Annotated in this window: 19 protein-coding genes; 12 read left to right on the top strand and 7 right to left on the bottom strand. The window is 73.3% G+C overall.

Annotation, left to right across the window (positions count from 1 at the left end; all coding sequences use genetic code 11):
* Positions 1 to 104: 104 nt before the first annotated feature.
* The gene (locus tag ACFC1R_RS09480; RefSeq protein ID WP_375935289.1) at positions 105 to 854 is read right to left on the bottom strand and encodes a sugar isomerase domain-containing protein; all 750 of its coding nucleotides are present in this window, start codon (positions 852 to 854) and stop codon (positions 105 to 107) included.
* Between the two features lie 210 nt (positions 855 to 1,064).
* Between ACFC1R_RS09480 and ACFC1R_RS09475 the strand changes: the two genes are divergently transcribed.
* Positions 1,065 to 1,757 carry a metal-dependent transcriptional regulator gene (locus ACFC1R_RS09475; protein WP_375935286.1) on the top strand — a complete coding sequence of 231 codons (693 nt, stop codon included), beginning with the start codon at positions 1,065 to 1,067 and terminating at the stop codon, positions 1,755 to 1,757.
* A gap of 624 nt (positions 1,758 to 2,381) precedes the next feature.
* On the opposite strand, the gene ACFC1R_RS09470 is transcribed toward ACFC1R_RS09475, so the two are convergent.
* Positions 2,382 to 3,077 (bottom strand): bifunctional DNA primase/polymerase, encoded by a 696-nt coding sequence (locus tag ACFC1R_RS09470; protein ID WP_375935283.1) that lies wholly within the window; start codon positions 3,075 to 3,077, stop codon positions 2,382 to 2,384.
* Between the two features lie 327 nt (positions 3,078 to 3,404).
* Between ACFC1R_RS09470 and ACFC1R_RS09465 the strand changes: the two genes are divergently transcribed.
* Both ACFC1R_RS09465 and ACFC1R_RS09460 read left to right on the top strand, forming a co-directional pair.
* Positions 3,405 to 4,781, top strand: coding sequence for a transcriptional regulator (locus ACFC1R_RS09465; protein ID WP_375935280.1), 1,377 nt, complete (start codon positions 3,405 to 3,407; stop codon positions 4,779 to 4,781).
* A gap of 258 nt (positions 4,782 to 5,039) precedes the next feature.
* On the top strand, positions 5,040 to 6,347 hold the full coding sequence (locus ACFC1R_RS09460) for a hypothetical protein (protein ID WP_375935278.1): 1,308 nt from the start codon (positions 5,040 to 5,042) through the stop codon (positions 6,345 to 6,347).
* 58 nt (positions 6,348 to 6,405) lie between these two features.
* Here ACFC1R_RS09460 and ACFC1R_RS09455 read toward each other — a convergent pair whose 3' ends face one another.
* Positions 6,406 to 7,719, bottom strand: a complete 1,314-nt coding sequence (locus ACFC1R_RS09455) for an ABC transporter substrate-binding protein (RefSeq protein ID WP_375935275.1) — start codon at positions 7,717 to 7,719, stop codon at positions 6,406 to 6,408.
* Positions 7,720 to 7,905: 186 nt separating this feature from the next.
* Between ACFC1R_RS09455 and ACFC1R_RS09450 the strand changes: the two genes are divergently transcribed.
* Positions 7,906 to 8,424: a hypothetical protein gene (locus tag ACFC1R_RS09450; protein WP_375935272.1), complete on the top strand. Its 519-nt coding sequence runs from the start codon at positions 7,906 to 7,908 to the stop codon at positions 8,422 to 8,424.
* A gap of 159 nt (positions 8,425 to 8,583) precedes the next feature.
* A complete protein-coding gene (gene purU, locus ACFC1R_RS09445) occupies positions 8,584 to 9,450 on the top strand; it encodes a formyltetrahydrofolate deformylase (protein ID WP_375935269.1) in 867 nt (288 codons plus the stop codon).
* A gap of 75 nt (positions 9,451 to 9,525) precedes the next feature.
* On the opposite strand, the gene ACFC1R_RS09440 is transcribed toward purU, so the two are convergent.
* Both ACFC1R_RS09440 and ACFC1R_RS09435 read right to left on the bottom strand, forming a co-directional pair.
* Complete coding sequence (locus ACFC1R_RS09440) at positions 9,526 to 10,692, bottom strand: zf-HC2 domain-containing protein (protein WP_375935266.1); 1,167 nt, start codon at positions 10,690 to 10,692, stop codon at positions 9,526 to 9,528.
* Positions 10,689 to 11,435: a sigma-70 family RNA polymerase sigma factor gene (locus ACFC1R_RS09435; protein ID WP_375935263.1), complete on the bottom strand. Its 747-nt coding sequence runs from the start codon at positions 11,433 to 11,435 to the stop codon at positions 10,689 to 10,691. Before ACFC1R_RS09435 ends, ACFC1R_RS09440 begins: the two co-directional genes overlap by 4 nt.
* A 582-nt stretch (positions 11,436 to 12,017) precedes the next feature.
* On the opposite strand from ACFC1R_RS09435, the gene ACFC1R_RS09430 reads away from it, so the two are divergent.
* From ACFC1R_RS09430 to ACFC1R_RS09415, 4 genes are all read left to right on the top strand, one after another.
* On the top strand, positions 12,018 to 12,497 hold the full coding sequence (locus ACFC1R_RS09430) for an ATP-binding protein (protein ID WP_375935260.1): 480 nt from the start codon (positions 12,018 to 12,020) through the stop codon (positions 12,495 to 12,497).
* A 625-nt stretch (positions 12,498 to 13,122) separates the two neighbouring features.
* Positions 13,123 to 13,650, top strand: coding sequence for a GNAT family N-acetyltransferase (locus ACFC1R_RS09425; RefSeq protein WP_375935257.1), 528 nt, complete (start codon positions 13,123 to 13,125; stop codon positions 13,648 to 13,650).
* A 163-nt stretch (positions 13,651 to 13,813) separates the two neighbouring features.
* Positions 13,814 to 14,155, top strand: coding sequence for a DUF4229 domain-containing protein (locus ACFC1R_RS09420; protein ID WP_375935254.1), 342 nt, complete (start codon positions 13,814 to 13,816; stop codon positions 14,153 to 14,155).
* Positions 14,156 to 14,190: 35 nt separating this feature from the next.
* Positions 14,191 to 15,264, top strand: a complete 1,074-nt coding sequence (locus ACFC1R_RS09415) for a LacI family DNA-binding transcriptional regulator (protein WP_375935252.1) — start codon at positions 14,191 to 14,193, stop codon at positions 15,262 to 15,264.
* A gap of 340 nt (positions 15,265 to 15,604) precedes the next feature.
* Here ACFC1R_RS09415 and ACFC1R_RS09410 read toward each other — a convergent pair whose 3' ends face one another.
* Positions 15,605 to 16,822, bottom strand: coding sequence for an MFS transporter (locus ACFC1R_RS09410; RefSeq protein WP_375935249.1), 1,218 nt, complete (start codon positions 16,820 to 16,822; stop codon positions 15,605 to 15,607).
* A gap of 304 nt (positions 16,823 to 17,126) precedes the next feature.
* Here ACFC1R_RS09410 and ACFC1R_RS09405 point away from each other — a divergent pair, with 304 nt between their 5' ends.
* From ACFC1R_RS09405 to ACFC1R_RS09395, 3 genes are all read left to right on the top strand, one after another.
* Positions 17,127 to 18,578, top strand: coding sequence for a penicillin-binding transpeptidase domain-containing protein (locus ACFC1R_RS09405; RefSeq protein WP_375935349.1), 1,452 nt, complete (start codon positions 17,127 to 17,129; stop codon positions 18,576 to 18,578).
* A gap of 319 nt (positions 18,579 to 18,897) precedes the next feature.
* On the top strand, positions 18,898 to 20,220 hold the full coding sequence (locus ACFC1R_RS09400; RefSeq protein ID WP_375935246.1) for a dicarboxylate/amino acid:cation symporter: 1,323 nt from the start codon (positions 18,898 to 18,900) through the stop codon (positions 20,218 to 20,220).
* A 179-nt stretch (positions 20,221 to 20,399) separates the two neighbouring features.
* Positions 20,400 to 21,698, top strand: a complete 1,299-nt coding sequence (locus ACFC1R_RS09395) for a pyroglutamyl peptidase (protein WP_375935243.1) — start codon at positions 20,400 to 20,402, stop codon at positions 21,696 to 21,698.
* Here the strand turns inward: ACFC1R_RS09395 and ACFC1R_RS09390 are convergent.
* Positions 21,661 to 22,758: a bile acid:sodium symporter family protein gene (locus ACFC1R_RS09390; protein WP_375935240.1), complete on the bottom strand. Its 1,098-nt coding sequence runs from the start codon at positions 22,756 to 22,758 to the stop codon at positions 21,661 to 21,663. The genes ACFC1R_RS09395 and ACFC1R_RS09390 overlap by 38 nt on opposite strands.
* Positions 22,759 to 22,899: the final 141 nt, after the last annotated feature.

Below are 22,899 nucleotides of genomic sequence, written 5' to 3'. Positions count from 1 at the left end.
CAGCAGGTACCTACTGCCCCGGGCGGGGGGCCGGTACGCGTCCTGTCCGGCCAATCTCCGCAACCCGGCGCGGGCCCCGACCTGTCCCCGGCTGCCGGCCGGTCTCAGTAGGCGTAGTAGATCCGGTCGGCGTTCTCGGCCATCACCCGGGCGTTCCACTCGGTGCCGCCGTCGACGTTGCCGGAGCGGAAGAGCGGCGGGGTGATGCCCTTGTCGGCCAGCTTGCCGACCGCCGAGGCCACCACGGCCTGCATCAGTGCGCTGGTCACGACGGTGGAGACGGACCCGAAACCGGTCCCGGCGTCGGGGTGGGACAGCTCGCCGTCGCCGACCGCGATCTTGCTGTCCAGCACCACGTCGCAGTGGTCCTTGAGATAGGTCCCGGAGGGGTGCTGCGAGGAGACCGCGCCCGGGTACGCCAGCGAGGTGACCCCGATCACCCGCAGTCCGCGGGACCTGGCGTGCTGGGCGAGTTCGACCGGCATGACCTGGCGGCCGGAGAGCGAGATGACAAAGAGAAGATCCCCTTCGCGGGCGGGGGTGAGGTCGAGCGTCGCCGGAGCGAGGCCGGAGACCCGCTCCAGCGCACTGCCCAGCGGTGCGGGCATCACGTTGACCCCGATCATGCCGGGCACGTTCAGCAGATTGATCACCACGAGTCCGCCGGACCGGTAGACCACGTCCTGGGCCGGCAGGGAGGAGTGCCCGGCGCCGAAGGTGAAGATCCGCCGGCCCTCCGCCACCGCGTCCGCCAGCAGCGATGCGGCCTGCTCGATGGTCCCGGCCTCCTCGGTACGGACTCGCCGGAGGTGGGCCACCGCGGCATCGAAGTACTGTCCGACCAGGTCGCTCATCAGATCTCCGTACCGTGCTGTGCGGTCGGGACGGTCCGGACCGCAGTTCGGGAAAAGCAATGGAGAAAGCTACGGCGAGCACCGTGCGGCCTGCGGTGGCCCGCTGTCAACAGGGACGAAATGCCCTGGGCACAGGGGCCGGGCGGCTCTGGTTGTCCCCGCAGTACGTCAGAATTGGCGTGAGGACACCGATGAACGGAGCCGGCTGCGATGTCTGGGCTGATCGACACCACTGAGATGTACCTTCGGACCATCCTGGAGCTGGAGGAAGAGGGCATCACCCCGATGCGCGCCAGGATCGCGGAGCGCCTGGAGCAGAGCGGCCCCACGGTGAGCCAGACCGTGGGCCGGATGGAGCGCGACGGCCTGCTGCAGGTGGCCGGCGACCGCCACCTCGAACTGACCGGGGAGGGCCGTCGGCTCGCCGTCCGGGTCATGCGCAAGCACCGCATCGCCGAGTGCCTGCTCGTCGACGTGATCGGCCTGGAGTGGGAGGAGGTGCACGAGGAGGCCTGCCGCTGGGAGCACGTGATGAGCGAGACCGTGGAGCGCAAGGTGCTCGCCATGCTCGGCCACCCCACCCAGTCCCCGTACGGGAACCCGATCCCCGGCCTGGACGAGCTGGGTGACCCCAAGGCGGAGGGCGAGGGCTTCGACGCCGCCCTGGTCACCCTGGACGCGGTGCAGCCCGGCGAGGGCGGCACCAGCGTCGTGGTCCGCCGGATCGGCGAGCCGATCCAGACCGACGAGGACCTGATGCGCACGCTGCGCCGGGCCGGCGTCCGCCCGGGTGCGACGGTGCAGGTCGCGACCGGGATCGGGGGCCTGCTGGTGGGCAGCGGCGAGAGCCCGGCCGAGCTGGGCAAGGACATCACGGCCCACGTCTTCGTCACCCAGTCGTAGGTTCCCCCGCCGCAGGTCCCCCCGGTACCCCGGTACCCCGGCACCCCGGGGCGGTCCGGCGGCCGTTCCGCCCGTGCCGCCGCCCCGCCTGAGCCGCCGTCCGGTCGTCCGGGACGACATGCCGACGAGCCCGGTGCATCCCCGTGCACCGGGCTCCGCGGCCCTCCCCGCTTCCCTCCCTGATCCCCCGGCCCGTGCCACCCGACCGCCCCGAGCGCGATCCGTGTCACGGCCCCCCGGCTTCTCCCCGTTCACCACGCTCGGCTTCCCCGTCCGAACGCCCTCCCGGTGATCCCCCGGTCCTGCTGCCCCCTGGTGCCTGATCCGGCCCCGGTGTCCTGCCTGCTGCGCCGCCTTCCTGTTCTCTCGGACCGCCCCTCTCGTCGGAATTCCTCCCCTCGGCAGATCACCGCAATCCTTGAGCGCTGTCACTCGTACGAGGGGCTTTCGCGACGGGTGATCGGGTACACCGGTCTTTTATCCGCACATGCGTCTGACGGGCCCTGTCTCCGGTGGGAGACAGGGCCCGTCAGGTGCGCGCGTGGTCCCGCGCAGCGCCGCCCCTCACCCGATAGGCGTAGGGGCGGTGGTCCAGGTGCGGCCGAGCGGCCGGCCGGGGAGGTCTCAGCGCACCGCCACCGGCTGGATCCGCGGCACGGCCGGCGCGACGCCACCCCGCCCGCAGGCGTACGCCAGTGGGCTGATCAGCTCGGTGGCGTCCGGCAGCCACCGGTTCAGTGCGGACGGCGGCCGGGCCCACTGCGCGAACCGGTACGCACCGACCCGGGACGGCGGGGCGACGATGAAGTCACCCTCGCCGCGGGCCACCAGGTCGAGCCGGCCGGGGGGCCAGCCCTGCTTGCGCAGCAGCTCCGGCAGCTTGCTCTGCACCCCGGGCAGCACCAGGAAGTGCAGCCGCCGCCCGGTCCGCCCGGCCGCCGCCGGCACGGCGACCACCGGCCCCAGTTGCAGGCCCATCCGCTCCATCCGGGCCAGTGCCAGGCAGCCGGCCACCTCCGGGACGTCCAGGACGTCGAAGGCACGCCCGGTGGGCAGCAGGATCGAGGCCGACGGGGTCTCCGTCCACCAGCGCCTGACCACGCCGGGGCCCGCGCTGGCCCGGCGGCGCCAGTCGGCGCTGGTGGGGTGTGCGCCGGGGAGCGCACAGTCCGGCTCACCGCACGAACAGCGCGTCGCGCCGTCGCCCTCGATCAGCCATGCGCCGGGGGCGACTTCCCAGTGACGGTCCTCTGCGTATCTGACGGCTTCGACGAGCAGTGGCGGCAGATCCTGCTCCTGGGTTCCTGGGGTGTCTTCCACGTGCTGCTCAACTACCGTCTGTGAGTGGGGTTACGGCCGGGGCCGGGGAGGTCAGTGCGCCGCACGCGATGTCACCCGTACCGGTGACGGGTCTCAACCCCGGTAGGGCGCAGTGCAGTCGAACGGGGGTCGCGCCCGGCGCAGCAGGGGGCGCACAGGGGCATTTGGCAGGGCGCGCGGGGAGTGGGGTCGTCACCGTGGGTATCCCGCAGGTGTTGCTGATCGCTAATCTGGGGTCAGAAGCCTTAACCGGTCGGCACGTCGGCACCAGAGCATGCAGAATCGTCGCCCGCCGGTCAGGGCCGGGGGCGTGGGGAGGCGAAACCCATGGCCGCGAGACCACTTGTCGCACGACAGCCCAACGAGCGCTTGCAGCAGCTGATCCAGGAGGCGAGCTGCTCGAACGCCGGCCTCGCCAGGAGGGTGAACCTCTGCGGCGCCGAGCACGGGCTCGACCTGCGCTACGACAAGACCTCGGTCGCCCGGTGGCTGCGTGGTCAGCAGCCGCGCGGCCAGGCGCCCGCCGTGATCGCCGAGGCGCTGGGCCGCAAGCTCGGCCGGAGCGTCACGGTGGACGAGATCGGCATGGCGGACGGCAAGAACCTCAGCTCCGGCGTCGGACTCCAGTTCGCGCCCACCCTGAGCGCCGCGCTCGAGCAGGTCTGCGAGCTCTGGCGCAGTGACGTCGGCCGCCGCGAGTTCCTGACCGGGGCGACGGTGGCCGCGTCCGCGTTGGTCGAGCCCAGCCGGGACTGGCTGATCACCCCGCCCGACCCGGTGGTGGCCAGGGCCGGCGGCCCCCGGGTCGGCCCGGCGGACGTGGCGGCGATCCGGGCGACCACCCAGATGCTGGTCGAGCTGGACCACCGCTTCGGCAGCGGTCACGTCCGCCCGGTGGTGGTGCACTACCTCAACAGCGTGGTCTCCGGCCTGATCGGCGGTGCGTACCGGGAGGAGACCGGGCGTCAGCTCTTCGCGGCGGTCGCCCGACTCACCGAGCTGGCGGGCTACATGGCGGTGGACACCGGCCAACCCGGCCTCGCCCAGCGCTACTACATCCAGGCGCTGCGGCTCGCCCAGGCGGCGGACGACCGCGGGTACGGCGGCTACGTGCTCGCGGCCTCGATGAGTCACCTGGCGGCGACCCTCGGCAACCCGCGCGAGATCGCCCAACTCGCCCGCGCCGCACAGGAGGGCGCCCGTTCGGTGGCCACCCCGACGGCGATGGCGATGTTCTACGCGGCGGAGGCCAGGGGGCACGCCCTGCTCGGCGACGCCCGCTCCTGCGAGGCGGTGGCCGCCAAGGCGCTGGCCGCCATGGAGCAGCGCAACCCGGAGGACGACCCCGACTGGATCGTCCACTTCGACGAGGCGTACCTGGCGGACGAGCTGGCGCACTGTCACCGCGACTTGGAGCAGGCCGCCCAGGCCGAGCGCTACGCCCGCACCGCTCTGGAACTCCACCCGCCGACCCGGGTCCGGCGCCGGGCGGTGGACCTGGTGCTGCTGGCGACCGCCCAGCTCCAGCAGCGCGACGTGGAGCGGGCCTGTGAGACGGGGGTGCAGGCCGTCCGGCTGCTCAGCGGGCTGCGGTCGAACCGGGGGGTGGAGTACCTGGACGACTTCCGGCGCAGGCTCGAACCGTACCGGGACAACCGGGCGGTCAGGGAGTTCCAGGCCCGAGTCGACGTGGAGGCCGCGTGAGAGAAGACCGGCCCGCGTAGTCACCCGTGCCGGTGAACAGGTAGCGTGGGCCCGATATTCGGCGTGAGAAGCGTCGTCCGGCGTCGTCAGCGCCGCCGAGCGTGCCGAGTAGTCGTGGTCCGCCGTCAGCGAGCGCGCGGAAGAACCGAGGAAGGCCCGGGTGCAGACGCGGTTGAGACGGTTCGGGCGGCAGGGTGCCGCCCGGCTGCCGTCGCCTGCCCGCGCATGCCAGGTGCCACGCACAGGTGAGGAATCGCGTTGAGCCAGCGCCGCTCGTACTCCAGCTCCAACGACTTCAACCTGGACGACCTGTTCCGCCCCGAGCCGGGTGGCGCGCAGGGCGCGCCGCCACCGCAGCAGCAGGACGTACCCACCGAGCAGTTCCAGGGCGGTCCCGAGTACCTGGGGGGCGGCGGGGTGCCGCACCAGGGCGGGCAGCGGCCGCAGCCCGACGCGGCCGCTGCGACGCAGTATCTGCCGCCGTACCCGGCCGGCGACCCGGCGGCCGGTGGCGGGCTGCCCCAGCAGCCGATGGCGGGCCAGCCGCCGATGGGCGGTCCGGCGGCCGGGCAGCCCTCGTACGGCGGGCAGCAGGCCTTCGGCGGCCAGCAGCCGTCCTTCGGCGGCCAGCAGCAGTTCGGGGCCCCGGAGCAGTTCGGCGGACAACAGCAGTTCGGCGCCCCCGAGCAGTTCGGCGGCCCGGGGCAGTTCGGAGCTCCGGGGCAGTCGTTCGGCGGGCAGCAGGGCGTGCCGGGCCAGCCGCCGATGGGCGGTCCGGCGGCCGGGCAGCCCTCGTACGGCGGGCAGCAGACCTTCGGCGGCCAGCAGTTCGGGGCGCCGCAGCAGCCGTACGCGGGCGCGCCCGCGCAGGGCTTCCCGCCCGCGCCCCCGGCGTACGCGCCCAGCGTGGAGGACGGCGGCGGGCGTCGTTCCAACAAGCTGCTGATCGGTGGGGCAGCCGTCGGCGGACTGGTCGTGGTGGCCGTGGTGGCCGCCATGCTGATGAGCGGCGGTGACGACACGGGCGGTGGCACCGGGGCCAAGACGACGCCGGTGGCCAAGGTCGCCAACAGCCCGGTGAGCCCGGCCGCCGGCGGCAGCGCCGGGGCGGTCGACCCGGCGCTGAAGGCCCAGGCCCAGGCGCTCTCCGACCTGCTGGGCAAGGCCAGTTCCAGCCGCCAGGCCGTCATCGGCGCGGTGGACGCGGTCGGCAAGTGCCAGCAGCTGCCGGACTCGCAGCAGGCGCTCACCCAGGCGGCCGCCCAGCGCGACCAGCTGGTCGCAGGACTGAACGGGCTGAAGGTCGACAAGCTCCCGAGCGGTCCGCAGCTGGTCGAGCAGCTGCAGAAGGCCTGGCAGGCGTCGGCCACCGCGGACCGCGAGTACGCGGGCTGGGCCGGTGACTCGATCGCCTCCTGCGACCCGTCCAAGAAGGACAACCCGCACCTCAAGGCGGCCAACGACGCCAGCGGTACGGCCACCACGGCCAAGACCCAGGCCGCCACCCTCTGGAACGCCGTCGCGGCCCAGACCGGCCTGCCCACCAAGGACAAGAGCGAGCTCTGAGCCCCGGGCGGCGGGGCAGCCCCTCCTCGAGCGGCCCCGCCGTCCGACCGGGCAGTGCCTAGGCCGGCGGCTTGCCGCCGGCGAGGACCCAGCGGACGTCGACGAAGCCAGGGTGCGGCTCGGTCAGCCGTCCGCCCCTGACCTGCTGGTAGGTGACCGAGGTGTTCACCAGCCGGGGCGAGTCCGCGCTGGCGAGCATGCTGGTGGTGCCCCAGGCGAGGGGCGGGGTGGCACCGGCGGTGTCGATCGGTTCGCCGTCGTCCAGGACGTTGCGGAGCGTCTTCGTGGTGAGCGGTTTCCCGTCGCCGATCCGCGCGGCGGCCTGCCGGACGACCTCGTACGCGACCCAGGTGGTCTGCACGCCGGGGTCGGAGACGTCGATCGGGGTGTCGCTGCTGCCGTAGCCGTGCACGGCCGCCCGCAGCGCGTCCCAGACGTGCGAGCTCTCGGGCGGGTACCAGCCGGTCGCGTAGGCGCCGCCGAGCGGCCCGCTGTCGCCGCCGGTGGAGTCGACCACCGACTGCTGGAAGCTGCCGATCACCGAGGCCAGCACGGTGTTCCTGGGACCGAGCCGCCGGTAGGGGTCGAGCAGGTTGGAGGTGGCTTCGGCACCGAGCGCGCTGGTGATGCAACTGCCCGGTCTGTCCTCGCCGATGGCCCTGGCGGCGATGGCGGCGTAGTCGCTGGACTGCTCGGGCGCCCTGAGGTCGATCAGCCCGACGTCGGCGGGCTTGAGCGCGCCGGAGAGGTAGCCGAGCAGGGTGTCGCCCGCCCGGGTGTCGGGGCGGATCAGGGTGACGGTCCGGCAGCCCGCCTCGACCAGTTGGAGTCCGCTGCCCGCGATCAGTGCGGGCGTACCGCCGTTCACGGGGTAGGAGAGCGGGCTGCTGAACTCCGGGGTGGAGAGCCCGTACCCGCCGACGTACGGGATCCCGGCGGCCTCCAGCGCGGGGATGAAGTTGCTGCCGTACTGGCTGTACGAGCCGACCACGGCGAAGGCGTGCGCGGTGACCGCCTGCCGGGCACAGGCACCGGCGCCGTCGGCGGTGTTGTGCTCGTTGCAGGTCAGGATGGTGACCGGGTGGCCGGCCAGGCCGCCCCCGGCGTTGAGTTCGCGGCCGATCGCCTGGGCGAGTGCGGTCATGCCGGGCCGGTCGGCGGACCCGGTGTCGGCGGGGGCCCAGGTCATCAGGGTCACCGGCCGGTCGGCGTCGGCGACGGCGTCGGCAGGACCACCGCAGGCCGAGGCGGTGAGGAGCGCGGGCAGCAGCGCGGCGGTCGCAGCGAGCGCCCCCATGGTGCGCCGGGGGTGACGTACGGACTGCCGGGCGCTGGTCGAGTGCTGCTGTTCGGGATGTCCGCTCGGTTCCATTCTGGTGTGCCCCTTCCCGGGTCACTGGCGTACGGCGCCGTTCAGCCTTGACCCGGCCGGGTGCAGGAAGAGGGACGCCGGACGAACGCCGGGCCAACTGAGCGGGAACTCCAGGTGTGATCATGGAGCGACGCGTGTAGAGCGCGTGTAGAGGGCTAACCGCGGGGGAACGTACGATCGTTGCTCATGTCCGCCAGTTCAGATTCTTCGTACCGGTCTGCCCGAAACACTTCTCGTGGCGGGCACCGCTCCAGCACGATGGGCGGCATGCCGCTCAACGACCTGCCCTGGTGGCGCTGGCGAGCCCGACTCCGCTCCGCGCTGCACATGCTGTCCGACCCCGCCTTCCAGCAGCAGACCTGGCTGGCCGGGCACAGCGGCTACGGGGATGTGACCGACGCCGTCTACCGGCTGGTGGAGGACACCTGGCTGGACCGCTGGTCGGCCGAGAAGTACGTCGGCACCATCTTCCGGGACGCCACCGAGGCGGCGCTGGTGGACCACGCGGTCCTCCGGGTGCTGCGCATCCTGCACGCCGTCGGCGCGGACGCCCCCGCCGCGAGCTACCTGGCCCACCCGGACTGGCCGGAGGCCGTCCGGGCGGCCCGTGAGGCACACGTGGCGCTGGCGGTGAGCGACGGCGACGACCCGGACGCGGCGCCGCGTTCGCTGGAGGTGCTCCGCATCCTCACCAGGATCGTCTAGCCGCCGGCCGGCAGCCGTCCCCGTGCTCCGGTCCGCACGAGTCCCCGCGCCCCCGCGGGAGCGCGTTCCGGATGACGGGCAGTGCGACGAGCGGCGTCCGATATGTGACACCCTGGACCGCCTGCGCACCCACCGACCTCAGAACGGGAACCCCACACCGTGGAACAGCAGCCGGCCAGCACCCAGTACGTCCTCACGCTGTCCTGCCCCGACAAGCAGGGGATCGTGCACGCGGTCTCCAGCTACCTCTTCATGACCGGCTGCAACATCATCGACAGCCAGCAGTTCGGCGACGGCGACAGCGGGCTGTTCTTCATGCGGGTGCACTTCTCGGCCGAGCGGCCGGTCAACACCGAGAAGCTGCGCGCCAGCTTCGCCGCGATCGGCGCCTCGTTCCGGATGGACTGGCAGATCCACCCGTCCGACGAGCGGATGCGCGTCGTCCTGATGGTCAGCAAGTTCGGCCACTGCCTGAACGACCTGCTGTTCCGCACCCGGATCGGCGCCCTCCCGATCGAGATCGCGGCCGTGGTCTCCAACCACACCGACTTCCGCGAGCTCACCGAGTCGTACGGCGTCCCGTTCCACCACATCCCGGTCACCAAGGAGACCAAGGCCGAGGCCGAGCAGCAGCTGCTCGACCTGGTCGCGGAGGAGAGGGTGGACCTGGTCGTGCTGGCCCGCTACATGCAGGTGCTCTCGGACGACCTGTGCAAGGCGCTCTCCGGCCGCGTGATCAACATCCACCACTCCTTCCTGCCGAGCTTCAAGGGCGCCAAGCCGTACCACCAGGCGCACGCCCGGGGCGTGAAGCTGATCGGTGCGACCGCGCACTACGTCACCGCCGACCTGGACGAGGGCCCGATCATCGAGCAGGAGGTGGCCCGGGTCACCCACGACGTGACGCCGGACCAGCTGGTGGCGCTCGGCCGGGACGTCGAGTGCCAGGCGCTGGCCCGCGCGGTGAAGTGGCACAGCGAGCGCCGGGTGCTGCTCAACGGCAGCCGTACCGTCGTCCTCGGCTGACCGCCTGCTGCCCGCTCCGGCCGGCCCGGCTGCTCCGGCCGCCTCGGGCGGGCAGAGCGGGCAGGGCCGTGCGCACTACGGCCGGGAGAGCAGCGGGGTAGCCCGGAGGACCTCCCGGATCGCGGCCCGGTCGCCGAACTCCCCGACCATCAGGTGGGCGGGGTCGTGGTGAGCGGCCGCCAGGCGGCAGAAGTCCAGGCCGTCCAGGACCATCGAGGCGACCGGTCCGGCCCGGTCCGGCGGTGACTCGGGACCGTCCAACGGGATGAGCCACTCCCCGCCGCCCGGCCCGTCGGCGACCATCCGGACCACCCGCCCGGGTACCGGCGACCCGCCGGCGCGGACCGGTCGCGGCTCGGGCCGGCGCAGCGCGGCCAGCGCGAACGGGAGCATCCGGGCGGCCAGGTCGATCATGGACCGCAGGTGCTTCGGAACCGGCGGCGCATAGGGGTAGTCCACCGCGCGGGCGATGTCGTCCCCGTGGATCCAGCACTCGAAGGCCCGGTCGAGGAAGGCGTCGCGCAGCGGCACGGTGGCGAAACCGAAGTCGACCGGAGCAGCCCCGTCGGCCTTCAGCGCGGCGCTGCGGACCAGGGCGTGGCTCTGCCGCCGCCACATCGAGCGGACGGCCGAAGGCTCCGAACCGGCCCGGTCGGCCATCAGCCGCTCACTGCGTTCCAGCACCCCGAGCGGCCCGCCGTCCTGCGGCGGTGCCTGCGTCGGACCGGCCGGTTCGCCCTGCGTCGGCGCGCGGTCCGTGGCGGCGGCGGTCTCGGCGGGCCCTGCCACCGGGTCGGGCAGTCCGAGGGCGGGGGCCAGCAGGCCGTCCACCGCCGTGAGGTGGCAGAGCACCTCGGCCGGACGCCAGCGCTGCGTCCCGCCGTGCCAGGGCAGTTCGGCGACCTCCTGCCACTCCTCGGGGCCCAGGTCGCGCAGCAGCGCGTCCAGCTTGGCGGTCTCGGTCGCGTACGGCGCGGCCCAGGGCGGGACGGGCAGTCCGGCGGGCCGCCGGGACAGGCACCAGTCGAGCACCTGCTGGCGGAGCGACCCGGGCGGGTCGAGCGGGTCGTCGGCGGAGAGCCGGGCGGCGGCGTCCCGCAGCCTGGCGGCCTCCTCGGCGCACTCCGGGCAGAGCGTCAGGTGCTGGGCGACCTCTGCGGCCTCCCGGCGCGGGCAGGCGTCCAACGCCCAGGCACCGAGCAGGGAGCGCAGGGCCTCGTGCTGCGCGCCGTCGACGCTCATGTGCTCGCCCCCGCCGCATCCGTCCGCCTGCGCTCCGCATGTGCGCGCGCCGGGCACGCGGGATCCGCGCCGGTGCGCCCGGCGTCCGGACGTGCCGGCTCGGTGCGCCCGGCGCGTTCGCGGGCGACCGCGCTCCCGGCCGCTCCGCCACCGCGGCTGTCCCCGCGCTCGTACCCGGCCGCGTCCCCGTCCGGGCTCCAGTCCGCGCCGATCTCCGCGCCCTCGCCCCGGCCGAGTGCGCCGGCCAGCAGTTGCAACCCGAGCCGGATGCGCTGCTTGGCGTCCTGCTCGCTGATGCCCAGCCGCGCGGCCGTCTCCTGGTAGGTGCGGCCGTCGAAGTACGTCACGGCGAGGGTCTCGCGCAGCGGGTCGGGCAGGGACTCGACGACGTACTGCGTCCGGGCCGCGCCGGCCCGTTCCTGGAGCTCGTGGTCGTCGGTGTGCAGCAGGCGCAGCCGGTCGAGGGCCCGACGGCGGGTCAGCGCGCCCAGCCAGGAGCGCAGCGAACCCTGGGCGGGGTCGAAGGACTCGGGGTGCTCCCAGAGCTGGGCGAAGACCTCGCGGGTGAGCTGCTGGGCTGCCTTGCGGTCGTCCAGGATGCAGCCGGCCAGGCCGTGCACCAGAGGTGCGAAGCGGTCGTACAGCTCGCCGAGGGCGGTCTCCTCACCCCGCGCGAGGCGCCACCGGATCTGCTCGTCCCACTCCGGGGCGGCCCGGCGCGGGCCGGACGCGGCAGCGGCCATGGCCCCCTCCCTCGTCCGTGGATCAAGTCCGGTCGGCTGGGCCGGTGCCTGCGGCTGGGTGTTCCTCCGCGCCTTCGGCCCCACGTTATCCGGAGCCTTTCCGGGCCGTGGGGGAATCGTCGGAAGAAGAGGAGGAAATGTGTCCGATCGTCAGATTGTGATAATGACGATGATGTCGATGTCCGACGGACCGTGGACAGATGTGGGAAGGGTGGTTCGCTCGTGGCGATCACCGGATCCGGGGCTGGTGGCGGTACGTTCGTTACGCTCGTGCACAGGGTGTGAACCGGGCCTCGTCGGTCCACCGGACGAGCGCCGGTGCGAAGCTCGTCAGGGTGAGCGGGACAGTATGCACTGCACTGTCCCTCGATCGCTGGAATATGCCCGAAGCGCTTGCTGCGTCCGATCTGCCGGATCATCCTGAGGCGTATTCGTGACGAAGCCATGGGCGGTTCGAGCCATGGGCAGTCCGATCGGGCCTCGGAACGCTCGTGGCCTGCCGGACCGGCGTGATCAAGTGCCCTGCTGCCCGGGTCGGGCGGCAGGGAGAGTGGCCGAACTGCGAGTGCGGGTGGTGGAGCGGTGCAGGTACTTCAGGTACAGCTGGCGGTCCAGGCGGACCCGGCAGAGGTGGGCCGGGCGCGCCGATGGGTGCGCTCGCGCCTCCAGGGCCAGGGAGTGGAGCCGGACGAGCAGCTCGCCGAGACCATCGTCCTGGTGGTGTCGGAGCTGGTGACCAACGCCGTGGTGCACACCGGCTGTCCGGCGGTGCTCAGGCTCTCCATGCCGGTCTGCTGTCCGGGCGTGGACGGCATGGAGGCGTCGCGGGTCGTCACGGTGCGGGTGGAGGTGGCGGACGCCAGCCGGACCGCCCCGGCGCCCCGGCACGCGGCCGGGGACGCGACCAACGGCCGGGGGCTCGAACTGGTCGAGATGCTCTGCGACCGCTGGGGCTGGTACCCGGACGGTTCGGGCAAGCGGGTCTGGTGCGAGATCGGGCCGGCCCCGGCGGCCGGCCACGCGGCCGAGCAGGCCCCGGCGGTCGGCGTGTACGCCCGCTGACGCCCGCTGATCCGGGCACCGCTCCGGCCACTGGCCCGCGTCGTCGGCCCGGCCGCCGTGACGCTCCCCGGTGCGGTGCGCTGACGCCGCGTCATGGCCGTTGCCTCGCGGCAGGCGTGCGAGGTGCGGCGCGTGCCCTCCGTGCCTCCGTCGCGCGGACCGCGCACCACCCGGCTGGGAAACGCGCCGCAACCATTCCGAATTTCAGACAACCCATTGACGTGACGTATCCGACTGATCACTCTTGGGTGCAGCTCTCCGTTGCGAGGGGACGTCGAGGGAGCATCCGAGCCGGGTCAGCAGGGGGATATCTGTGGCTGCCGGTCGCCCGGGTGTGCTCCTCGGCGAGTGCGGAGCGCGCGTGCGCGGGTTCAGGGCCCGCGTCCCGGAGGGATGGCGGCCCGTGCCGTGCCCGGGGTGTGTACGACGTGCCGCCATCCGCTCCGGCCTCCGCGGCCGCCCGGGAGGACTCGCCGCCGTCGGCCGTTGCCGCCCGCTGTCCGCTGTCCGCTGTCCGCTGTCCGCTGTCCGCTGTCCGCTGTCCGCTGTCCGCTGCCTGCCGCCGCCACCGGCCGGCGCGGGCCCGTAACGGCGTTGTCGTAATGGGTGGATAGGCTCTGTGCCCATGACGCTGACCTTCACCCTGGACCCCGACCTGACCCCCGGGCTGCAGGCCGACATCGTCGGTCTCTGGACGGAGGTGAGCAACGCGGGCGGCGCGGTCGGCTTCGTGCCGCCGGTCACCGAGGACGAGGTCCGGGTGACGGCGGAGAAGCAGTTCGCCGGGGTGGGCCCCGGCCGGCCCGACCGGCTGCTGGTCGCCCACGAGGCCGGGACGGGCGTGCTCGCCGGAGTCCTGTTCTTCGAGGACATGCGCTTCGGGCTGATGGACCACTGGCGGCTGCTGAAGCGGGTCATGGTGCACCCGAAGCTCCAGGGCAGCGGCTACGGCGTCGACCTGATGGCGGAGGCCGAGCGGATCGCGCGGAGCTGGGGTCTGGACGGTCTCCGGCTCACCCTGCGCGGCGGGCTCGGACTGGAGACGTTCTACGGCCGCTGCGGGTACGTCGAGGTCGGCCGGGTGCCGGGCGCGATCCGGGTCGCGCCCGGCGACGACCGCGACGACGTCACCATGTGGCTCGACCTCCGTTGATCCGGCGCCGGCCGGGATCCCGCCCGGCGGCATCCGGTGGCGGGCGGGCCCGGCCGGGGTGGCCCTGCGGGGGCAGGTGTGAGGCATGCTTCACTGGAAGGCCGGCGCGTGCACCGCGCCGCCCCGACCGGCCGGCCGTACCCACGCAGTAAGGACGTCAACCGTGAGCAGCAACGTGAGCAGCAGGAAGCACGCCACGCTCCGCTACACCTCCATGCGGGCCAGCATCTTCCTCGGCTGCCTGATGGTCGCCCTGCTGCTGGGCCACTTCCAGGTGATCCCGGTGGTCGGCACTACCGGAATCATCTTCCTGGTGCTGCTCGCCGCACTGGTGTCCGCCCCGCTCAGCTACGTGCTGCTCAGCAAGCAGCGGGACGAGATGTCGGCCCAGATCTCCCAGAAGGTCTCCGACATGCGCAGCCGCACCGCCGAGCGGATCGCCGCGCAGAACGCCGAGGAGGACGCGGTGGACGAGGCCGCCCGTACGGCGGCCGCACAGGCCTGACCGCCGACTGCCGTACCGCCGACCCGATCAGCACCGTGACCGCCGCAGACCCGACCTCGGAGCCCGCCGCCCTCGACCCCGCAGGGTCACAGGGCGGATCTCCGGTGCCCGGGCGCAGACCCACCGGGCGGGACGTGGCACGCCTGGCCGGCGTCTCCCAGGCGACCGTCTCGCTGGTCTTCTCCGGCTCCGAGTCCGGCCACCGGGTCTCCGAGGCCACCCGGCAGCGGGTCCGCGAGGCCGCCCGCAGTCTCGGGTACCGGCCGCAGGCGGCGGGGCGCCAACTCCGGCTCGGCCGTAGCGGGATGATCCTGCTCGCCGTGCCCAACATCCTCGGGCCGTTCTTCGGCCGGGTGCTGGTCGGCGTCCACGAGGAGGCCGGGAAGCACGGCCTGGCCGTGGTGGTCAGCTCCGGCTGGGGCAGTGCGACGCTTGCCGAGGCGGCCACCACCAGCCGCTTCGACGGTCTGCTGATCTGTTCGCCCGACGACAGCCAACTCGGTGAACTGCCCTCCGACACCCCCGCCGTGTTCCTCGACGCCGACCCCTTGGGCCTGTCGGGCAGCCGGGCCAGGCCCACCGTCGAACTCGACGTGGCGGGCGGCATGCGGGTCGCCGTCGAACACCTCGTCGGCCTCGGCCACCGGCGGATCGGCCATCTGCGGTCGACCCACTCCGCGTACACCTTCCGGGTCCGGCAGGCCGCGTTCGAGGCCGCCGCCAAGGGACTTGAGGTGGTCGAGGTCGGGGTCAGCCTCAACGAGGGGCAGCGGGCCGCCCGTTCCGCCGCGTACCAGCTGCTCGGCGCACCCGACCGGCCGCGCGCGGTGATCTGCGACGACGACGTGGTGGCCTCCGGCCTCTACCAGGCCGCCGCCGACCTCGGCCTGCGCATCCCGGCCGACATCTCGGTGGTCGGCATCGACAACATCCCGGTGGCCGACCTCCTCGCCCCGCCGCTCACCACCGTCGACCTTCCCGGCGAGGCGCTCGGCCGGGTGGGTGTGGCCGCGCTGGCCGCACTGCTGCGCGGTGAGGACGCCCCGGCGACCGGGCCCCTGGCCACCGCTCTGGTCGTGCGCAGCTCCACGGCGGCGGCCGGAGGCTGAGTCGGCTCCGGTGCCGGGGAAGGCGCCGGTCGAGAGGGTCGGGCCGGCCGGCGCGGGCAGGGTGATGTCCTCGCCGTACCGGCCGGGTGCGGCCGACAGGAAGCTGCCGTCGCGGGCCTTGCCGCGCAGGATCCGGGTGCCGTCCCCGGGGGCGGCCAGCAGATGGGCCCGGACGCCCGCAGCCGCGTACCACTCGACCGTGTCCCCAGTGTCCCCGGTGCCCTTGCGGCTGTTGCCCTTGGAGACCACCTCGACCACGAGCTCGACGTCGGAGGGATCTCCGGCCGGTCGTCCGCTGCGCCGGAGGCTGCCGGCGGGACCGTGATGTCCGGCGGGCCGGTCAGGCGACCGGCACCGGCTCGTTCACCGGATCGGGTGAGCTCGGCAGGGCGGGGTGGAAGAGCCGGCGGGTGCCGAACAGCAGCAGGCCGCCGAGGCAGATGCCGGCGGTGGCGCAGAGCGCGACGGTGCGCAGGGAGTCGGCGACCAGCGCGCCGGAGACCGCGTAGCCCGCCGCGTTGCCGGTGGCGAACAGGGTGACCAGCCAGGCGAAGGCCTCGGTGACGGTGCCGGCGGGGGCGAGCTCGGCGACCAGGACGAAGGCGGCGGCGAGCAGCGGGGCCAGCCCGATGCCGGAGAGGAAGGCCAGGACGGCCATCGGGACCGGGCCGGGGAGCAGGAGCAGCGGCAGGTAGGAGGCGCCCATGGCGAGCGCGATCACCCAGGTACGGGTGGCGGTGGTGCTGCGCCACCTGACCGCGCCGTAGGCGAGTGCGCCGAGCAGTCCGCCGAGCGCGGCCAGGGCGAGCAGGGTCCCGGCGCCGCCGGGCAGACCGCCGTGGTGGTTCTCGGCGTACGCGATGAACAGGACGTTCTGCGAGCCGACGGCCCAGCCGGCGCCCGCGAGGCCGATCAGCAGCGCGACCAGGCCCGGGGAGCGCAGCGGCCCGAGCAGTCCGGCGGAGGACTCCCGGACGGGGGCCCGCCAGGCGCGGGCGGGTGCGGCGGTGGCGACCACCAGGACACCGGTCAGGCCGAGGGCGGCGGCCGTCCACAGGGCTGTGGACGGCCCGAAGAGCGCGGAGATCCCGGCCACCGCGAGCGGGCCCGCGACGTAGAGGATCTGCTGGGAGGCGGAGTCGAAGGCGTACGCGGTGTCGAGCTGCTCCTCCTCGACCACGGCGGGCCACAGGGCGCGCAGGCAGGGTTCGAGCGGCGGCATGGCGAGACCGGCTATCGCGGCGCCGACGGGAGCGGCGATCGGCGACCCGGGGACGAGGGCGAGCAGGGCGTAGCCGAGTCCGGCGACCACGGCGGAGCCGAGCAGGACCCGGGGCTGTCCGGTGCGGTCGACGATCCGGCCGAGGACGGGGCCGCCGATCGCGGCGGCGATGGCGTACGCGGCGGTGGCCAGGCCGATCCTGCTGTACGGGGTGTGCGCCTCGCGCAGGGCCAGGGCGATGACCAGGGCGGTCATTCCGGCGGGGAGGCGGCCGAGCAGGGTGCCGAACAGGAGGCGGGTGACATGGGGTGCGCGGAGCAGGGCGAGGTAGCCCATGGCGGATGGTTCTCCCGTTCGGGGCGGCAGGGGAAAGCGGCAGGGGAAGGGTGGGATCGCATGCCAAGTTATACGTATAACTCATATCGGGTCAATCGACGGCGGGCCGGCGTCGCCCGCGGCCGGGCGGGTGTGGCGCCGGTCGCACCGGGAACTGGGGCGCGGGCGCGGGGCGTCCGTCTGTCCGGAAGACGCGATTTCGCCAGGCCGCCTGGGACCGACGGCCGTGACCAGGCCGCCGTCCGCAAGCCCGGCTCGGCGGCCGTACAGGATACGGATGAAGACCCCGACCCGCCGTGACGCCATGCAGCGGCCGCTGCGCCGCGCCGCCACCTTCTGCCTGCTGCTGGTGCTGGCCCTGATGGCGCGCGCCACCTGGCTGACCGTCGCCAAGGCGGACTCGTACGACAACAACCCCGCGAACGCCCGGCTGGCGATCGAGCGGTACGGCAAGCCGCTGGGGAACATCCTGGTCGGCGGCCGGCCCGTGACCGGCTCCGCCCCGACCGGCGGTGAACTCGCCTACAAGCGCAGCTACCTCGACGGCCCGCTGTACGCGCCGGTGACCGGCTACAGCTCGCAGGCGTACGGCTCGACGCAGCTGGAGAGCCTCTACTCCGGGCTGCTCGACGGGACCGACCCCAGGCTGGCCGGGCCCGCCGACGCGCTCACCCGCACCACCCCGCCCGGCGGCGACGTGGTCACCAGCATCGACCCGAAGGTGCAGAAGGCCGCCTGGGACGCGCTCGGCGACAAGCAGGGTGCGGCGGTGGCCATCGATCCGGCGACCGGCGCCCTGCTGGGCCTGGTCAGCACGCCGTCGTTCGACCCCTCGGCGATCGCGGGCCGTTCGAGCGCCGACGCCGCGGCCTGGAAGCTGCTCAGCGCCGACAGCGGTTCGGCGATGCTCAACCACGCGCTGCGCTCGACCTACGCGCCCGGCTCGACGTTCAAGCTGGTGACGGCCGCTGCCGCACTGGAGAACGGCCTGTACCCGGACGTGGACACGCCCACGGCCAGTCCGGATCCCTACACCCTGCCGGGCACCCGGCGGCAGCTCACCAACGAGAACCCCGCGGCCCCGTGCACCAACGCCAGCCTGCGGGTGGCGCTCCAGTACTCCTGCAACAACGTCTTCGGCAAGCTGGCCGCCGACCTGGGCGAGGCCAGACTCTCCGCGCAGGCGGCCAAGTTCGGCTTCAACCTCGACAAGCTGGACACCCCGGTGCGGGCCGCCACCAGCGTCTACCCGGACGAGCTGAGCCCCTCGCAGGTCGCGCTGACCGGTATCGGCCAGTTCTCGGTGACCGCGACCCCGCTGCAGATGGCCATGGTCTCGTCGGCGATCGCGAACGACGGCGTGCTGATGCGGCCGTCCATGGTGGACCGGCTCACCGACCACCAGGGCCGCACCGTCGAGGACTTCGGGCCGCAGCAGCTGTCCCGGGTGATGAGTGGGAAGACGGCCCGTCAACTCCAGTCCGCGATGGTCACGGTGGTGACCGGTGGCACCGGGACGTCGGCGGCGGTGGACGGTGTGACGGTCGGCGGCAAGACCGGTACCGCGCAGAACGGCGTGGACAACAGCGGCACCCCGTACGCCTGGTTCACCTCGTACGCGGACGACGGCGGCGGGCACCGGATCGCCGTCGCGGTGGTGGTCGTGGACGGCTCCGCCGACCGGGCGGACGTCAGCGGTGGCGGACTGGCCGCGCCGATCGCCAAGGCGATGATCAAGGCGGCCTTCGGGAAGTAACCCACGGTGCGGCAGGGGCGCGCCCGTGGTGGTTCGTGACCACATCTCAAACAAGTACTTTGAACATCTCAAAGGTTTGTTGCTACTGTGAGGGCCATGACCACCTCAGGCGCGCCTCTGCAGCAAGGAATGAGCACCCCGCTCATGCCGTGCTCGTGCCTGCCCGGTGCTGTGGACAGCCCGCGCCCCCGTCGCGCGCCCAGCTGTATGCCGGCGGCACGCCCCTCCTGACGTCCGGGCCCACCGTGCCTGTCGACCGTCGTCGTGCCGCCGTGTCCCGCCCCCCTCTCCCGCCCCGTCCCCCCGGAGCCGCACCACCATGTCCACAGCGCCCTCCTCACCAGCGCCCTCCCTGTTCGGGAAGGTCCGCAAGACCCCCTTCTGGGTGCAGATCGTCGGCGGCCTCGTCCTCGGTCTCGCCCTCGGCTACCTCGCCCGGGTCCAGGACATCTCCTGGCTGACCACCACGCTCGACACCATCGGCAAGACCTTCGTCCAGCTGCTCAAGCTGGCCGTCCCGCCGCTGGTCTTCACCGCGATCGTGGTGAGCGTCGCCAACCTGCGGAACGTCACCAACGCCGCCCGGCTGGCCGTCCGCACGCTGTTCTGGTTCCTGATCACCTCGCTGATCGCCGTCAGCATCGGCCTCGGCCTCGGCCTGCTCACCAACCCGGGCCAGGGTGCGGGCCTGTCCACCAGCGGGCTGAAGGCGCCGGACCACGCCGGTTCCTGGGTCGACTTCCTGACCGGGATCATCCCGAGCAACATCGCGACCACCTTCGTCGAGGTGAACGTCCTTCAGATCGTCTTCCTGGGCGTCGTCACCGGTGCCGCGATCCTGAAGATCGGTGAGAAGGCCGAGCCCGTCCGCAAGCTCAGCGAGTCCGTGCTCGACCTCACCCAGACCGCGCTCTGGTGGGTCATCCGGCTCGCCCCGCTCGGCACCCTCGGCCTGATCGGCAAGTCCGTCGCCAAGTACGGCTGGGACCTGCTCAAGCCCTTCGCCACCCTGACCATCGACGTGTACGTCGGCTGCGCGCTGGTGCTCTTCGTGGTCTACTCCCTGCTGCTCCGCTTCGTCGGCGGCCTCAACCCGCTCAACTTCTTCAAGGGTGCGTGGCCGGCCATCCAGCTGGCCTTCGTCTCCCGCTCCTCGGTCGGCACCCTGCCGGTCACCCGCCGGGTCACCGAGCGGCTCGGCGTCCCGAGCGAGTACGCCTCGTTCGCGGTGCCGTTCGGAGCCACCACCAAGATGGACGGCTGCGCCGCGATCTACCCCTCGCTGGCCGCGATCTTCGTCGCCCAGGTCTACGGCATCCACCTCGGGATCGGTGACTACCTGCTGATCGCGTTCGTCTCGGTGATCGGCTCCGCCGCCACCGCCGGTCTGACCGGCGCGATCGTGATGCTGACGCTGACCCTCTCCACCCTGGGCCTGCCGCTGGAGGGCGTCGGCCTGCTGCTGGCCATCGACCCGATCCTGGACATGGTCCGGACCGCCACCAACGTGGCCGGTCAGTCCGTGGTCCCGATCCTGGTCGCGGCCCGCGAGAAGACCCTCGACCTCGCCGCCTACAACAACCCCACGGGCGACCTGATCGACGACGCCCCCGCCGCTGCCGAGGCCCCCGTCGCGGCCTGACGCACCGTCGCGCTCCGAGCCCGCACCCCGCCCCAGGGTGCGGGCTCGCGGCGTTCGGCCTCGCGGCGTTCGGCCTCGCGGCCTTCGGTGGACGGGGCCTTCGGCGGGCGGGCCTTCGGCGGGAAAAGGCCGAAAGGCGACCTTCGCGGTCGGCGCGACGGTGCGTAGTGTGCCACCGCATGAGGACTTCGAGGACCCGGGGAACCGCCGTGCCGAGGCCGGCCGCGAACGCGGCGCCGCCGGTGGCGCAGGCCCGGTCCACGTCCCCGGCCACGACCACGGCAGGGGCCGTGGCCGTGGCCGGGGTACCGGCCCGGGGCGCGCCGGCGGGGGCGGAGCGGGCACGGCTCGCCGACCCGCGGACCGGGGAGCTGATCCGGCGGGGCGGGTTCGCCCGGTTCGCCGAGCGCTTCCCGGCGACCCTTCACGAGGCTCGCGGCGTACGGGCGGCCGAGCGGCTGGTGGACGCCTGGGGGACGGCGCTGTGGCAGGCGGCCGTGGACCGGGCGCAGGGCCGGTGGCCCGGCGGGGACGGGCCCGGGGACGGCCCGGCCCCCGGGGACGACCGGCCGCTCTACTGGACCCGGCTCGCCATGGCGGACCGGCTGGAGCGTTGGCAGCCGCGGTTCCCGGTGGACCGGGCCGCGCTGCGGACCCGTTTCGAGGACGCCTCGCGCGGGCTGCGGGACAACGGGTTCAGGCCGCGGCCCGGGGTCCGCCGGATCTTCGTCAGCGGCTTCGACCCCTTCAACCTGGACCGGGACGTCCGCACCGCCAACCCGTCCGGCGCGGCCGCCCTCGCCCTCAACGGCCGCCGGATCACGCTGGACGACGGCACCCGGGCCGAGGTCAGGGCCGTCGTCCTGCCGGTCCGCTACGCCGACTTCGACCGGGGGCTGGTGGAACGGGCCTTCGCCCCGAGGATGGCCGCCGGGCCGCGCGCCGCCGACCTGATCACCACCATCAGCCAGGGCTACCCCGACAGGTTCACCCTGGAGGAGTGGGCCGGGCGCGCCCGCTCGGCCGATCCGCACACCGACAACGACGGACTGCTCTCCGGCGGCACCCGGGACCGTCCGGTGACGGCTCCCGGCATGGGGCTCGGGCCGGAGTTCATCCGCAGCACGCTGCCGGCCGGGGCGATGACCGCCGCGGCCGACACCCCGTACCCCGTCCTGCTGAACAGCGCCGTCACCGAGATCCCGGCGGGCGGGACGTCCCCGGCCGACCGGACGGACGGGCCGACGCCGGGCGCCCGCGCGGTGGCCGGGGGAGGCGGCGGCTACCTCTCCAACGAGGTGGCGTACCGCAGCAACCGGCTGCGGCTCGAACTGCGCCCCGGCCTGCCCGGCGGGCACCTGCACACGCCCGTGCTGACCGGTCTGCCGGCGGACGGGACGCTGCTGACCGGGCCGGAGTTCGAGGCCAACCAGGCGGCGATCACCGCCGAGATCCTCGCCGTCCTGAAGGCCTGCTGACCCGGGGGCGGCCGGGGTGGATCCCGCCGCCGCCACTGCTCGCTTCCTCGGTTCCGCGGCGTCCCCAGCGCTGGGCGAGGACGGTGCAGACCATCAGCTGGATCTGGTGGAAGAGCATCAGCGGCAGCACCATCAGTCCGACCGAGGCGGCCGGGAACAGGATGGTGGCCAGCGGGAGGCCGTTGGCCAGGCTCTTCTTGGAGCCGCAGAACTGGATGGTGATCCGGTCGGCGCGGTCGAAGCCCAGGCGGCGGGAGGCCACTGCGGTGAAGGCCAGGACCAGCCCGAGCACGGCCGCGCAGACGGCGACCAGCCAGAGGATCTGGCCGACCGTGACCCGGCTCCAGATGCCCTCCCGGACGCCCTCGCTGAAGGCGCTGTACACGATCAGCAGAATCGAACCCCGGTCCACCACCAGGGTCACCAACCGGTTCCGCTGTATCCACGGGCCGACCCAGCGGCGCAGCAGCTGACCGAGTGCGAACGGCACCAGCAGCTGCAGCACAATGTCCAGAATCTGCCCCCCGCTCACCTGGATCCCGGCCCCGCCGGACAGCAGCCAGGCCGCCAGCAGCGGGGTGAGCACGATGCCCAGCAGGCTGGAGAAGGTGGCGGCGCAGATGGCCGCCGCGACGTTGCCGCGCGCGATCGAGGTGAAGGCGATGGACGACTGGACGGTGGACGACAGCAGCGTGAGGAAGAGCACGCCGGTGGCGAGCCGGGGCGGCAGCACGCTGTCCGGAAGCAGCCGGGCGGCCTCGCCGAGCAGGGGGAAGAGGACGTAGGTGCAGCCGGCGATCAGCAGGTGCAGGCGCCAGTTCCGGGCGCCGGCCAGCGCCTCCTGAGGGGAGAGCCGGGCGCCGTACAGGAAGAAGAGCAGTCCGACCACGACGTTCACCGAGCCGCCGACCACGGTGGCGGCCGGTCCGGTGGCGGGCAGCAGGGTGGCCAGGCCGACCGTGCCGAGCAGCAGCAGGATGAAGGCGTCGATGCCGATCCGGTGCAGGGCGCGGTTCACCGCGGCTAACGCCGCACGAGGCTGGAGCACGGGTGTGGTCATGCTCCTCCCGGTGGCGGACAGAGGCAGGGGGCCCGCCGCGTACGAAACGTGGCGGGCCCCCTTGGTACTGCTCGTCATGCTCTTGGGGGCGACCCTGGCGGCCGCCTTTCGGACCGGTGAAGGTCCCGAGCGATCAGATCA

The organism is Kitasatospora sp. NPDC056138 (genome assembly GCF_042264695.1).
Classification (GTDB): Bacteria; Actinomycetota; Actinomycetes; order Streptomycetales; family Streptomycetaceae; genus Kitasatospora.
Note: the sequence above shows the minus strand (reverse complement) of the source record. Positions and strands in the feature narration are given on the sequence as shown.